At 62.8% G+C, this 13287-nt stretch carries 13 protein-coding genes and 1 pseudogene; 9 read left to right on the forward strand and 5 right to left on the reverse strand.

All coding sequences use genetic code 11. The annotated features are described in order from the left end of the window. The first annotated feature begins 5 nt into the window (after positions 1-5). The 8 genes from EOA38_RS13185 to EOA38_RS13220 all read left to right on the forward strand — a co-directional run bounded on the left by EOA38_RS13185 (position 6) and on the right by EOA38_RS13220 (position 8813). Positions 6-632: a hydroxymethylpyrimidine/phosphomethylpyrimidine kinase gene (locus EOA38_RS13185; RefSeq protein WP_281060097.1), complete on the forward strand. Its 627-nt coding sequence runs from the start codon at positions 6-8 to the stop codon at positions 630-632. A gap of 127 nt (positions 633-759) precedes the next feature. Continuing rightward, on the forward strand, positions 760-3321 hold the full coding sequence (locus EOA38_RS13190; protein ID WP_127299396.1) for an FAD-dependent oxidoreductase: 2562 nt from the start codon (positions 760-762) through the stop codon (positions 3319-3321). 238 nt (positions 3322-3559) lie between these two features. After that, positions 3560-4501, forward strand: coding sequence for a phosphoribosylaminoimidazolesuccinocarboxamide synthase (locus EOA38_RS13195; protein WP_127299397.1), 942 nt, complete (start codon positions 3560-3562; stop codon positions 4499-4501). An 80-nt stretch (positions 4502-4581) separates the two neighbouring features. After that, on the forward strand, positions 4582-5430 hold the full coding sequence (locus tag EOA38_RS13200) for a DUF1194 domain-containing protein (protein ID WP_126093279.1): 849 nt from the start codon (positions 4582-4584) through the stop codon (positions 5428-5430). 168 nt (positions 5431-5598) lie between these two features. Further along, on the forward strand, positions 5599-5943 hold the full coding sequence (locus EOA38_RS13205) for a peptidase inhibitor family I36 protein (protein WP_126093280.1): 345 nt from the start codon (positions 5599-5601) through the stop codon (positions 5941-5943). 170 nt (positions 5944-6113) lie between these two features. Continuing rightward, complete coding sequence (locus tag EOA38_RS13210) at positions 6114-7064, forward strand: ABC transporter substrate-binding protein (RefSeq protein WP_127299398.1); 951 nt, start codon at positions 6114-6116, stop codon at positions 7062-7064. A 169-nt stretch (positions 7065-7233) separates the two neighbouring features. Beyond that, positions 7234-8010 carry an ABC transporter permease gene (locus EOA38_RS13215; RefSeq protein ID WP_189350002.1) on the forward strand — a complete coding sequence of 259 codons (777 nt, stop codon included), beginning with the start codon at positions 7234-7236 and terminating at the stop codon, positions 8008-8010. After that, positions 8007-8813 (forward strand): ABC transporter ATP-binding protein, encoded by an 807-nt coding sequence (locus EOA38_RS13220; protein ID WP_126093282.1) that lies wholly within the window; start codon positions 8007-8009, stop codon positions 8811-8813. Before EOA38_RS13215 ends, EOA38_RS13220 begins: the two co-directional genes overlap by 4 nt. 5 nt (positions 8814-8818) lie before the next feature. Here the strand turns inward: EOA38_RS13220 and EOA38_RS13225 are convergent, their stop codons facing one another. The 3 genes from EOA38_RS13225 to EOA38_RS13235 form a co-directional block, all read right to left on the reverse strand. Then, on the reverse strand, positions 8819-9757 hold the full coding sequence (locus tag EOA38_RS13225; RefSeq protein ID WP_348627521.1) for a GlxA family transcriptional regulator: 939 nt from the start codon (positions 9755-9757) through the stop codon (positions 8819-8821). 338 nt (positions 9758-10095) lie between these two features. After that, complete coding sequence (locus tag EOA38_RS39160) at positions 10096-10326, reverse strand: hypothetical protein (RefSeq protein WP_189434644.1); 231 nt, start codon at positions 10324-10326, stop codon at positions 10096-10098. A gap of 238 nt (positions 10327-10564) precedes the next feature. Continuing rightward, positions 10565-10750 carry a hypothetical protein gene (locus tag EOA38_RS13235; RefSeq protein ID WP_126093284.1) on the reverse strand — a complete coding sequence of 62 codons (186 nt, stop codon included), beginning with the start codon at positions 10748-10750 and terminating at the stop codon, positions 10565-10567. 220 nt (positions 10751-10970) lie between these two features. Here EOA38_RS13235 and EOA38_RS13240 point away from each other — a divergent pair, with 220 nt between their 5' ends. Continuing rightward, positions 10971-11870 (forward strand): LysR substrate-binding domain-containing protein, encoded by a 900-nt coding sequence (locus EOA38_RS13240; protein ID WP_126093285.1) that lies wholly within the window; start codon positions 10971-10973, stop codon positions 11868-11870. Between the two features lies 1 nt (position 11871). Here EOA38_RS13240 and EOA38_RS13245 read toward each other — a convergent pair whose 3' ends face one another. Continuing rightward, a complete protein-coding gene (locus EOA38_RS13245) occupies positions 11872-12837 on the reverse strand; it encodes an alpha/beta hydrolase (RefSeq protein ID WP_126093286.1) in 966 nt (321 codons plus the stop codon). A gap of 246 nt (positions 12838-13083) precedes the next feature. Beyond that, positions 13084-13287: pseudogene (locus EOA38_RS13250) on the reverse strand (hypothetical protein); the annotation flags it as partial.

A 13287-nucleotide genomic window follows, 5' to 3' on the forward strand; every position in this document is an offset into this window, starting at 1 on the left:
ACCATATGCAGCCTGGCCTGGTCGCCGATCAGATGCGCGCGGCGCTGCGGGCCAATAAAGTGTCGGCGATAAAGATCGGCATGCTTTCAACGGGACGCGTTATCGCGGCGGTTGCCACCGTGCTCGGCGAAAATCCGCGGATACCGACGGTCCTCGATCCGGTGCTGGCATCCACGTCGGGCAGGCAATTGCTGGAACCGGGAGCGATCGGGGTCCTGAAACGCGATCTCATGCCGCTTTGTCGGCTCGTCACGCCAAACCTCATCGAGCTGGCGATCCTGACCGGATCGGAATTGGCCGCGGACGACGAAGATGCGCTGCGGCAGGGAAGGCGATTGCTTGCGGAAGGACCGCAGGCGCTGCTGATCAAGGGCGGCCATGCGGCGGGACCCAGATCAACGGATATTCTGTTGAACTCTGGACAAGAACCTATCCGCTTCGACATGCCCAGGCTTGCCGGATCGATGCGCGGGACCGGGTGCATGCTGGCGAGCGCGATCGCCGCGCATCTGGCCGGCGCGACGCCGCTCGAGGACAGCGTGCGCGAAGGCAAGCGGCTTGTTTTCGGGAAGCTTTTGCGAGGTATCGAGCGCGAATTCGGCTCCGGCACATCAGGAAATCCTCACCGGTGACACCCCGGACGAGGCGCGTTCGGCCGTCAGGGTCGCTCGGCCTTTTCCTAATGTCGCAAACAGGCTTCAATCACCCTACCGCTCGGCCCTATAGTCCGCCGGCTTTACCACTTTGGAGTCGCGGGCAATGGCAGAGTTTCCGAAAAAGGCGAAGGTCGTCATCGTCGGTCTGGGCGGTATCGTCGGCGCGTCGGTCGCCCATCACCTGATCGAGCGCGGCTGGGACGACATCGTCGGCATCGACAAGTCGGGCATCCCGACCGATATCGGCTCGACGGCGCATGCCTCCGACTTCTGCTACACGACCAGCCACGACTTCCTGTCCTGCTGGACGACGCTCTATTCCATCGATTTCTACGAGAAGATGGGCCACTACGCGCGCATCGGCGGCCTCGAGGTCGCACGTGTCGGCGACGACGGCCGCATGGACGAGATCAAGCGCAAGATCGCCTCGGCAAAGGCGTTCGGGACCCGCGCGCGCCTGATCGAGCCGGCCGAGATCAAGCAGAAGTTCCCGCTGATCGAGGAGCATCTGGTGCGGGGCGGCTTGTGGGACCCGGACGCTGGCCTCGTCATCCCGCGTTCGCAGACGGTGGCCGGCAAGCTGGTCGACCAGGGTGTAGCCTCCGGCAAGCTCCAGGCCTTCGCCAACACCTCCGCCAAGGAGCTGATCGTCGAGAATGGACGCATCAAGGGCGTCGTGACCGAGCGCGGCACGATCGAGGCCGACTATGTCGTAGTCTGCACCGGTATTTGGGGACGGCTCACCGCGGCATTGGTCGGCGAGGATCTGCCGGTCATGCCGATCGACCATCCGCTGACCTTCTTCGGCCCCTACAACGAGTTCGCCGGCACCGGCAAGGAGATCGGCTGGCCGCTGCTGCGCGACCAGGGCAACTCCGCCTATATGCGCGACACCGGCGACCCCAAGACCGCCGAAGGCGGACAGATCGAATGGGGCTACTACGAAGAGACCAATCCGCGTCTCTGCCACCCGCGCGACCTGCTCGAGAAGGACCAGGCGCGGCTCTCGCCCTCGCAGCGCGACCTCGACATGGAGCAGATCATGGCGCCGCTGGAGCGCGCCATGGAGCTGACGCCGATCCTCGGCGAGCTCGGCTACAATGAGGGCCATTCCTTCAACGGGTTGCTGCAGGTGACGACCGATGGCGGCCCGTCCATGGGCGAAAGCCAGAAGGTGAGGGGGCTTTGGTACGCCGTCGCCATATGGGTCAAGGACGGCCCGGGCATGGGCAAGCTGATCGCCGACTGGATGACCGACGGCCGCACCTCGATCGACCACCACGCCATCGACTATGCGCGCTTCTACCCGCACCAGATGCAGGAGCAGTTCATCTGGGATCGCTGCACCGAGACCGCGATGAAGGTCTACAATCCGGCTGTGCATCCGCGCGAGCCCTTCTCCAAGGGCCGCAACATCCGTCGCTCGCCTTTCTGGGAGCGCGAGAAGGAACTCGGCGGCTATTTCATGGAGCTGGGCGGCTGGGAGCGCGCCCACGGCTATGCCGCCAACGAGCACCTGCTCGAAAAATACGGCAACCGCGTGCCGGTGCGCGAAAACGAATGGGACAACCGCCATTTCTGGCGCGTCTCCAATGCCGAGCACCTGGCGATGAGCGAGGATTGCGGCATCGTCAACCTCTCGCACTTCTCGATGTACGATGTCGAAGGCCCCGACCATGTCGCGCTGCTGGAATGGCTGTGCGCGGCCAAGATCGGCGGCGACAACAACATCGGCAAGGGCATCTATACCCACTTCCTCGACGAGGAAGGCATGGTGCGCGCCGACTTCACCGTCATCCGTATGGCCGACCGCTGCCGGGTGATCGACGGCGCGGACGCCGGTCCGCGCGACTTCCGCTACATGCAGCGCACCGCGCAGCACAAAGGCTTCGACGTCACGGTTACGGACGTGACCGAGAAGTACGTCACCATCGGTATCTGGGGGCCGAACGCCCGCACCACCCTGCAGAAGGTGGTCGAAGACCCGAACGGGCTGACGCCGGAGAATTTCCCGTTCGCCGCGATCAAGCCGATCCGCATCGCCGGCAAGGATGTCACCGCCTTCCGCATTTCCTATGTCGGCGAGCAGGGCTGGGAATTGCATATGCGTTACGAGGACGGCTTGGCCGTCTGGGATGCGCTGCGTTCGACCGGCGTCATGCCGTTCGGCGTCGAGACCTACGCCAACACGCGCCGCATGGAAAAGAGCCTCAGGCTGCAGAACGCCGACCTCTTGACCGAGTACAATCTGCTCGAAGCCGACCTCGCCCGCCCGAAGGTCAAGGAGAACGATTTTTGCGGCAAGGCGAAACACCTCGAATATCGCGCCCGCCACCATCAGCCGGCGATACTCTGCACGTTGGTGATGACCGAGAACACCGATGCCAAGGGTGTCGCGCGCTATCCGGTCGGCACGATGCCGGTGCAGGACCCCGCGACCGGCGAGACGCTGGTTGACGAGCTCGGCCGCCGCTCTTTCACCACTTCGGTCGCCTACGGCCCGACGATCGGCAAGAACATCGCGCTTGCGTACCTGCCCTGGGCCTATGCCCAGGAGGGCCGCAAGCTGCAGGTGGAGTATTTCAGCGAGACCTATCCGGTCGAAGTGGCCGGCGTCGGCTACAAACCGCTCTACGATCCGGAAAACCTGAAGCCGAGGAGCTGAGGCCGCAGGCGCAAAAAGATGAATGCGAAAGCCCGGCTTCGGCCGGGCTTTTTTCTCTGTACCGGACGATCGTCGCACATGCGGTTGAAGCTGGGCCAACGCGGGTGACAGTCGGATGCTGTATCATTCGCCTGCCGTGCCCGGAGGCGATGTGAAGACGGGTGGGGTACCGGCTTGATACGTGCGATGCCGACAGCTTATGTGTCCCCATCACAAGCCTGCGAAAGCAACACGCCATATGCGCATCCTGTCCGACGCCTTCATTCCCGAACTTCCCAATCACTATCACGGCAAGGTGCGCGAAAACTACGATCTGCCGGACGGGCGCCGCATCATCATCGCCACCGATCGTTTGAGCGCGTTCGATACGATTCTGGCCTCGATCCCATTCAAGGGACAGGTCCTCACCCAGACAGCGCGCTATTGGTTCGAGGAAACCGCCGACATCTGCCCCAACCACGTGCTGGAGTATCCCGACCCCAATGTCGTCGTCGGCGCGAGGCTCGATATGCTGCCGGTCGAGATCGTCGTGCGCGGCTATCTGGCGGGAACCACCAGCACCTCGATTCTGACCAAGTACAGGAAAGGCGAACGGAGCTTTTACGGACACAGCTTTCCGGATGGACTGCGCGACAATGAAAAGCTGCCCGAGGCGATCATCACTCCGACCAGCAAGGCTGCAGGCGGCGGCCACGATGAGCCACTGTCTGAAGCCGAGATTATCGAACAGCGGCTTCTCACGCAGGCGCAGTGGGACACCGTATCGCGCTATTCGCTACAGTTGTTCGCCCGCGGCCAGCAGCGCGCCGCCGAACGCGGCCTGATTCTGGCCGACACCAAGTATGAATTCGGCACGGCGCCGGACGGCGCCATCGTTCTTGCGGACGAAATCCACACGCCCGACAGCAGCCGTTACTGGATCGCAGCGAGTTACAATGAGGCGTTCGAAGGCGGCGTGCGGCCGCAGAGTTTCGACAAGGACTTCATCCGCTCGTGGGTATTGGCGCGGTGCGACCCCTACAAGGAACCGATCCCAAGGATCCCGGACGATATCGTCAATCAGGCCTCGGAGGTCTATATCGAGGCCTACGAGGCAATCACCGGCGCAAAATTCGTGCCCGACGTCTCCGGAGACACCGTGCTGGAACGCATCCGTTCGAATCTCGCGCGGTATTTTTAAGAGGGTCTTGGGCTGGCGGGAATGCGATGCCCGGGAATTCCCGGCTTTTGCACGCGGCTATTTTCGCTTACCCTCCCCTTATGTCTGCTTATGCCCGCGCAAGGCATATCTTCTCAGGCAGTGCCGCGCTGGCGCTGGCGCTTTGGCTGACATCAGCAGCTTCTCCCGCCGAGCCGGTCGATGTCGAGCTGGTGCTGGCGGTCGATGTTTCACTCTCCATGTCGCCGGCCGAACTCGAGATCCAGCGCCATGGCTATGCCGCGGCGCTCACGCATGACAACGTGCTGAAGGCCATTGCCGACGGCGCTTATGGCAAGATCGCCGTCACCTATGTCGAATGGGCCGGCACCAGATGGCAGCGGGTCGTCGTGCCGTGGACTGTGATCGCCAATCGCGCCGATGCAGAGAGGGTGGTTGCGCAGCTCAATGCCAGTCCGCCGGACAGCGCGCGGCGAACCTCGATCTCCGGCGCGCTTGAATTCGGCAGCGACCTTTTCGCCGAAAGCGGTTTTCAGGGCACCAAGCGCGTCATCGATGTTTCGGGCGACGGACCCAACAACCAGGGCGCGCCGGTCGACATCACGCGGGACGAGGTGGTGAAACAGGGTATCACCATCAATGGACTGCCGCTGATGACGCGCGGCGGTTTCAGCGGTGCCTTCGATGTCGCCAATCTCGACCGCTACTACAGCGACTGCGTCATCGGCGGGCCGGGCGCCTTCATGATTCCGGTCAACGATTGGACGCAGTTCCCGGAAGCGATCCGCCGCAAGCTGGTGCTGGAGCTTGCCGGTCCGGCATCGCAGCGATGGGCGGCGGAAGAGGCGGATCATCCGCCGGTGGTGCTCGCCGACGACCGGCCGGCAGCCGATTGCCTGGCCGGGGAAAAGATGTGGCGCAATCGCGGCTGGATGCTGGACAGCCGCTAAAAGCAATTCCAGGAAAAGTGCGCAGCGGTTTTCCGTCTGGAGCGTTATACCAGCGCTAAGGTGGCGGCTGGACGATCAGGCGCGAGCTTGCTTCTGCGCGCGGCACGATGGCAAAGTGCCCTGGGGCCGGCGGCATCGCTCGAAGTGGCTGAACAAGGAAGCATCATAATGAAACGCCTGCTCATTCCGACCGTATTTGCATCTCTGCTTTGTGCCGGGAGCGCCAGCGCCCAATTCTACGGCGAGGCGGCCTGCGTGCTGTTCGAGGACATCAATTTCCGGGGACGCTCGCTGGAGATGGGGCCTGACGACGCCGTCAATTTCCGCGGCGGCCAGTTCTGGAACGATCGTGTCTCCTCGGTGCTCGTGCGCCGTGGCTGCACGCTCGTTGCCTACGAGAATTCAGGCAGGCGCGGTCGCTCGATCGAACTCAATCGCAGGGTTCGCGGTTTCGGAGATTCCGGCTGGAACGACCGCATCTCGTCGGCCGAGTGCTATTGCGACCAATACTGAACACCGACGTCGTCCCGGATGATCTGCCACAACCGGTCAGTTCAAGCACGCTTGAGGAGGCTCCCGGTGCGCTGACTTGGACCATGGTCCATGACCGGTCCTGCTTCATTGACAAGCCTTTTGCGCTCTGTGAGACAATCTCCTCTCACCAGACAAAAAGGGGAACCATGATGAACAGGACCAGCATTCTCGCGGTGGCTTTGACGGCGGTCGTCGGGATGTCGGCGCCGGCTGCCGCTGCCACGTCGCTCACCATCGGTATCAGCGGATGGACCGGATTTGCGCCGCTGACTTTAGCCAAGCAGGCCGGCCTCTTCGAGAAACATGGGCTCGACGTCACGCTGAAGAAGGTGCCGCAGGCGAGCCGGCCGCTGGCGATTGCCAGCGGCGACCTGCAATGCGCTGCAACCACGGTCGAGACCTGGATGGTGTGGAACGCCAGCGGCGTCACCACCAAGCAGATATTCCAGCTCGACAAGTCCTATGGCGCCGACGGCATCGTCGTGCGCAACAACATCAAGACGGTCGCCGACCTCAAGGGCAAGAACGTCGCGTCGTCTGCTCCCGGCACGTCGCCCTATTTCCTGCTCGCCTGGGTGCTCAACAAGAACGGCATGTCGACCAAGGACGTGACGGTCGTCAACCTGGAGCCTGACGCGGCAGCGCAAGCCTTCCTTGCCGGACAGAACGATGCCGCGGTCACCTATGAGCCCTTCATTTCCGCAGTGCGCAACAAGACCGACCAAGGGCATATCCTGGCGACCACGCTCGACTATCCGATGGTGCTGGACACCGTCGGCTGCACGCCGGACTTCCTCAAGGCCAATCCCGATGCCGCCAAGGCGCTGGCCGACAGCTATTTCGACGCGCTCGACATGATCAAGAAGGATCCGCAAAAATCCTACGAAATCATGGGCGCCGACGTGAAGCAGTCGGCCAAGGAGTTCGAGGACTCGGCCAAGTACCTGAAATGGGCCGACCGGGAAGAGAACAAGCAGTTCTTCACGAAGGACTTCCAGGACTTCTCCAAGACCGCGGCGGAGCTGCTGCTGCAGATGGGCCTGATCAAGGAAGCGCCGGACGTGACGACGCTCGCCGACACCAGCGCGCTGGCCAACTGATCGCGCATCCCTCGATCGACGGCGGCGACAAGCCGCCGTTCCTTCTCCTTAAAGCGCGTCGCGATCTTTCAGATTCGCTCCCTGCGCTTTAGGTTTCTTGATTTTACGCATGTCTTTGTCCCGAAACCGGTTCCCGCTTTCGGGAGACATGCTTTAAGGACAGTGCCTGATGCTGCGTCCCTTGCATCCCGTTCCGCCGGGCACCCGAACCGTGCTCGGCATCGCCTTCTTTGTGCTCTTCGTGGCGTTCTGGGCGTGGATCACGCTGGGCGGCCATGTGAACCGGATCTTTCTCGCCGATCCGCCGTCGATGCTTGGCGACGGTTGGCGGCTTTTGGTCGAGGACCGCTTCTGGCTCGACATCCTGATCACCATCTGGCGCGTCTTCGGCGGCTTCGTGCTGGCTTCGATCGTCGCGGTGCCGATCGGCATCGCGATGGGCGCCTGGAAGCCGATCGAGGCGTTCCTCGAGCCGTTTGTGTCCTTCGCCCGCTACCTGCCGGCTTCGGCGTTCATCCCGCTGCTCATCCTGTGGGCCGGCATCGGTGAACTGGAGAAGCTCCTGGTGATCTTCGTCGGCTCGGTGTTCCAGATCATCCTGATCGTCGCGGTCAAGGTCGGCAGCACCAGGCGAGACCTGGTCGAGGCGGCCTACACGCTGGGGGCAACCGACAACGGCATCGTCAAACGGGTGATCATGCCGGCCAATGCGCCGGAAATCGCCGAGACGCTGCGGCTGGTGCTCGGCTGGGCGTGGACCTATGTCATTGTCGCCGAGCTGATCGGCTCGTCATCCGGCATCGGTTACATGATCATCAACAGCCAGTCGCGGCTGGCGACAGGGCAGATCATCTTCGGCATCATCGTGATCGGGTTGATCGGACTGTTGTCCGACTTCGCCTTCAAGGCGCTCAATCGCTGGCTCTATCCGTGGAGCCTGGCGTGAGCAAGCTTCTCATCGAAGGCGTTTCGCGAACCTTCGCCGGGGTGCGTGGCGGCAATCCGGTGCAGGCTTTGCAGCCCGTCGACCTTTCGGTTGCGGCCAATGATTTCATCACCATCCTCGGCCCGTCCGGCTGCGGGAAATCGACGTTGCTCCGCATCGTGGCCGGGCTGGAGGCGCCGAGCACCGGCCATGTGCTGCTCGACGGCAAGGCCGTCACCAGGCCCGGCCCGGATCGCGGCATGGTCTTTCAGTCCTATACGCTGTTTCCCTGGCTGACGGTTGCCGAAAACATTGCCTTCGGCTTACGCGAGCGGGGCATGCCGGAACGCGAACGCAACGAGATCGTCGCCTCCTATGTCGACCTCGTCGGTCTGAAGGGGTTCGAAAACCATTGGCCGAAGCAGCTTTCGGGCGGCATGCAGCAGCGCACGGCGATCGCGCGCGCGCTGGCCAACGACCCGGCGATCCTGTTGCTCGACGAGCCGTTCGGCGCGCTGGACAACCAGACGCGCGGTCTGATGCAGGAATTGCTGCTCGGCATCTGGGAGCGGCGCAAGAAGACGGTGCTGTTCGTCACCCACGATATCGAGGAGGCAATCTTCATGGCTTCGCGGGTGGTCGTGATGAGCGCGCGGCCTGGCCGCATCAAATCGGACGTGCCGGTCGACCTGCCGCATCCGCGCCACTACACGCTGAAGACCAGCCCGGAATTTTCCACGCTGAAAGCGCAACTCACCGAGGACATCCGCATCGAGGCGATGCGGACTGCGCAGACGCAGTCCGCCCAGGCAGCCGCCACCTGACTGGTTCAGGCGGCCAGCAACTGCTTGCGGTCGACGCGCTCCTGCTGCGGCGAGCGGGCATAGAGCTCGCGGTAGCATTTGGAGAAGTGCGAGGCCGAGACGAAGCCGCAGGCCACGGCCACCTCGACCACAGGCATCGACGACTGGATGAGCAGATGCCTGGCGCGGTCGAGCCGGATCTCGAGATAATAGCGGGCGGGGGATCGGCCCATCTCGGTGCGGAACAGACGCTCGATCTGCCGGCGCGACAGATCGACGTGATCGGCGATCTCGATCAGCGACAGCGGCTCGGCGAGATTCGCCTCCATCAATTCGATGATGGTCAGCACCTTGGAGTTCTGGACGCCCAGACGCGCCCGCAGCGGCAGGCGCTGGCGATCGGTCGGGCTGCGCACGCGGTCGGTCAGCACCTGCTCGCAGACACGGTTGACGAGGCTTTCGTCGAAGTCGTCGCCGATCAGCTTCAACATCATGTCGAGCGCGGCGGTGCCGCCGGCGCAGGTATAGACGTTCTGGTCGACCTCGAAGAGGTCGGCAAAGACATTGGCCTTGGGGAAGGCCTCCGAGAAGCCCGGCAGGTTCTCCCAGTGGATAGCGCAGCGTTTGTTGGACAAAAGCCCGGCAGCAGCCAGGATATGCGCGCCAGTGCACAGCCCGCCGACGGCGACGCCGCGATTGTATTCCTCGCGCAGCCAGGCGAAGGCCGACTTGTTGTGGTAGCGCTCGACATTGATGCCGCTGCAGACGATCGCCATGTTCGGCCTGTCTGGCCCGGCCATCTTCTTGCGCTCTTCCTCGAGCGAGGTGTTGACGGCGCATTCGACGCCGTTCGAGGCGCGCACCGGCTTGCCGTCGATGCTGGCCAGGCGCCAGCTATAGGCATCGTAGCCGAGCATCCGGTTGGCCGAGCGCAACGGGTCGAGCGCCGTCGCGAAGGCGATCATGGTGAAGTCGGGGACGAGGAAGAATACAAACGATCTCTTGATCGGGAGCTTTACGGCATTCACGGGAGACCTCACGCGGCCATGACGCGAACAGAATGTCGCTAATAGCATAGCGACATCAGGAAAAAGCATTCTTGTCAATCGGGTAGGCGGCTAAGTGAAGATTAAATTTGCGACACGGGTCGCAAATGGGCAATCGCCGATGGCGCGAGCCTGGAGATACCACCTCAGGTATCCAACGAACCGCGCCGTCAAAATGAAAACGCCGCCTTGGCGAGGCCCGGCGGCGTTGTGATCAAGTCGGGTAACGGCGCGCGGCCGTCCCGTCGAACGAGTGCTCAGGCAACGAAGCCGAGGCGGGCAGCGGCCATAGCGCCGGTCTGGCCGGGCATGGTCTTGGCAAGACGCTGACGCTCGAGAGCGGTCGTCAGGTTCATTTCGCGGCGGGTGAACAGGCGGGCAAAGAGCTTCATCATCATCTCCATTTGGTTGCTCAGACGGGTCGCCTTCGCTTGATGGAGTGGGGCAGCTCGTTTTTGCTGAGAGGTGATATAGGCTTGGTTCAGCAAAAACTAAATCGCAAAAACGAAGCGCTTGATATGAAAAGCGACATGGATTGCGACATATTTGGGCAAACTGCCCGAAATTTACGATTGTTTACAAGGCATTAAGTAGAACGGCGCCGTGTTATGCGAGTGGTTCATATGCGTCATGCAGCGGCCGCATGGCTGGAAAATTCGTTTGAGTGCAAACAAAAAGGCCTGCCGGGCTGATGCGGCAGGCCTTCAGCACTGAATGCACACTTTGTTACTTCGCTCCGGCCCAGGTTCCGACGCCGAGGCGCACACCGGTTTTGGCATCGGCGGCTTCCGGCCAGCCGATATCCTTCTGCAGCTCGATCGGCAGCGAATGGATTGCGCGTTCGGTCTGGTAGCGGGCGCGGGCGGCGCTGAATTCGGTCGCGAGCCGACCGATAGACGACAGGATAGACATTTTCATTCTCCTCGATTCGGGCAGGGAGGCACCCGGCAATGCGTTACGTCAGGTCTGCTTCAGCTTCATTTCATGTCGATTGCAGGTCCGTGTCGGGGTTGTTTCATGGCTGCTTTTGGCAGCATCCTGCATCGATCGAGTTGACTATGCGCCTGAAGTGATGTTCAATCAAACGAAATGGGATGATCGTTTGCATCAGAAAAATTGAAGGTAAGCTCCGATGAACGCCCCGCTCAACCATCCTCTGCCGCTGCTCGATCTCGATGTGCTGCGCACCTTCGTGGCGATCGCAGAGACCGGCAGCTTCACCACCGCCGCCAATGCGGTGTTCCGCACGCCCTCGGCCGTCTCCATGCAGATCAAGAAGCTGGAAGACATTCTCGGCCGCTCCGTCTTCGCGCGCGACGCGCGTTCGGTGACGCTGACCACGGATGGCGAGATGCTGCTCGGCTATGCCCGGCGGCTTCTGTCGATCAACCGCGAGGTGGTGTCGAAGTTCATCATTCCCGACATCGTGGGCGTGGTGCGGCTCGGCTCCCCGGATGATTATGGCGAGCGCGTGCTGCCGCATGTCTTGAAGCGCTTCGCGCAGTCGCATCCGTCGATCGCCGTCGACGTCACCATCGATCAGAGCAGCAATCTGCGCCGCCGCATGGACGACCGGGCGCTCGACATCACGCTGCTCACCAATTCCTACAAGACCAGCGCGCTCGGCGCCGAGGTGCTTTTGACCGAGCCGATCGTCTGGGCGGGCGCCAAGGGTGGCTGCGCGCATCTGCGCGAACCGCTGCCGGTGTCGCTGTGGGAAGAGGGCTGCGCCTGGCGGGCCGGCGCCCTGGAAGCGCTCGGGCGCGAGGGCCGCAACTACCGCGTCGCCTATATGAGCGCCCACACGGCCGGCCAGCGCGCCGCGATCATGGCCGACCTCGCCGTGGCGCCACTGCCAAAATCCTTCCTCGGCGACGATATGGTCGAGCTGGGCCAGAAGGACGGCATGCCAGATATCGGCACCTACAATCTCGCCATGGTGGTGGCGCCCGACGCCAGCGCGCCGGTGAAGGCCGTTGCCGATCACATCCGCGCGACGTTCGAACTGTTCCGCGAAACCGGCAGGTTCTGAGCTATTCGGCCGCCGGCGCAGGCCGCGCCGCGTAGGCAGTTCCGGTCAGGCGCGGTGCGCGGGCGCGCTGCGGTGTCGGTTCGCCGGTGAGGAAGTCGACGATGCTGTCGCGCGCGCGTCGCGCCTCCGGCATCTCGATCAGCGGCCAGACATGGAACATGCCTTCCTCATAGACCACGTCGACCTCGACGCCTGCGGCGCGCGCCCGTTCGGCGAAGATCAGATTATCGGGGCTGAGCAGGTCATGCGAGCCGGTGAGCAGCAGCGTCTTCGGCAGCACCGAGAGATCGCCATAGAGCGGGCTGATGCGCCAGTCGGAGCGGTCGATGCCGGCGCTGTAGAGCCGGATCGCCTCGAGCCCGCCGGAAATGCCGAGCCACGGATCGCGGCGCTCCGCCTCGAACACCTCCGGATTGGACAGCGACATATCGAGGCCGGGCGAGATCAGCACGTGGCGCGATGGTGCTGGGAGGCCTTTCTCGGCGCCCATCATGGTGAGCACCACGGCCATGTTGCCGCCGGCGGAATCGCCCATGAAGACGATATCCCCGGCATCGGTCTCTTCGAGCATGCGCCGATAGACGTCGCCCACCATGCCGAACATGTCATGGAAGTTGTGCTCCGGCGCGATCGGATAGATCGGCACGGTGACGCCGAAGCCCAGCCGCTCCGCCATCTCGGCAATCAGCACCCAGTGATAGGATGTCATCTGAAAGACGAAGGCGCCGCCATGCAGATAAAGGATGCGCCGGCTTTCGCCGGCCGTCGGCGCGATCTCATAAACGGGAAAACCACCGACACTGGTCTCGGCGATGTCGAGCCGCGCTTTCAGCAAGGCGGGCGGATGATAGTCTTCGGTCTTGCGGGCGTAGGCAATCCAGCGCTGCAGATTCTCGGGACTGGAAAAGGCCTTCTTGCGGCTGTGCCTAAGAATGAACGAGACGACGTGGCTTTTCAAACTAGGCATGCGGATACACGGACTTCGGCAGAGCCGACTAAGAGAATTCTCCCCACTATCCGAAGATTGGATCTCAGCTAAAAATGTCAAGGTTCGCCGGGCGCACATCGACGTGATGCGACGCCCTGATTCGATAGCAGGCGCGTCACCGACGCCCCGGCAGCAGCGCGGCGCGCAGCTTGTTGTCGCCGGTCGCCGAGGCCGCTTGCCGGCCCCGGCGTTTGCCGAGCAGCTTGCATTTGTCGGCGAAGGTCATCAGCGCGGCGTGCCAAGCAGCAGCTTGTGAAGAGCCGCCTGCGGGTCGCTCGGCGGCGAGGCCGGCCAGCCAATATCCTTCCGGGCATGCGCCGGCAGGTCGTCGAGCGCGCGGATCGCCTTGTTCCGTGCATGGGCCTGCCTGATGGTAACGCCAAAGCGGCTGAGGTTATCGAACATCGACATTTTCATCTCCCTTTGAAG

The organism is Mesorhizobium sp. M1E.F.Ca.ET.041.01.1.1, assembly GCF_003997355.1.
Classification (GTDB): Bacteria; Pseudomonadota; Alphaproteobacteria; order Rhizobiales; family Rhizobiaceae; genus Mesorhizobium.

Coding starts and splice junctions, on each gene's coding strand:
- EOA38_RS13185 (WP_281060097.1), top strand. CDS start 6: ATGCAGCCTGGCCTGGTCGCCGATCAGATGCGCGCGGCGCTGCGGGCC.
- EOA38_RS13190 (WP_127299396.1), top strand. CDS start 760: ATGGCAGAGTTTCCGAAAAAGGCGAAGGTCGTCATCGTCGGTCTGGGC.
- EOA38_RS13195 (WP_127299397.1), top strand. CDS start 3,560: ATGCGCATCCTGTCCGACGCCTTCATTCCCGAACTTCCCAATCACTAT.
- EOA38_RS13200 (WP_126093279.1), top strand. CDS start 4,582: ATGTCTGCTTATGCCCGCGCAAGGCATATCTTCTCAGGCAGTGCCGCG.
- EOA38_RS13205 (WP_126093280.1), top strand. CDS start 5,599: ATGAAACGCCTGCTCATTCCGACCGTATTTGCATCTCTGCTTTGTGCC.
- EOA38_RS13210 (WP_127299398.1), top strand. CDS start 6,114: ATGAACAGGACCAGCATTCTCGCGGTGGCTTTGACGGCGGTCGTCGGG.
- EOA38_RS13215 (WP_189350002.1), top strand. CDS start 7,234: ATGCTGCGTCCCTTGCATCCCGTTCCGCCGGGCACCCGAACCGTGCTC.
- EOA38_RS13225 (WP_348627521.1), bottom strand. CDS start 9,757: ATGATCGCCTTCGCGACGGCGCTCGACCCGTTGCGCTCGGCCAACCGG.
- EOA38_RS13235 (WP_126093284.1), bottom strand. CDS start 10,750: ATGTCTATCCTGTCGTCTATCGGTCGGCTCGCGACCGAATTCAGCGCC.
- EOA38_RS13240 (WP_126093285.1), top strand. CDS start 10,971: ATGAACGCCCCGCTCAACCATCCTCTGCCGCTGCTCGATCTCGATGTG.
- EOA38_RS13245 (WP_126093286.1), bottom strand. CDS start 12,837: ATGCCTAGTTTGAAAAGCCACGTCGTCTCGTTCATTCTTAGGCACAGC.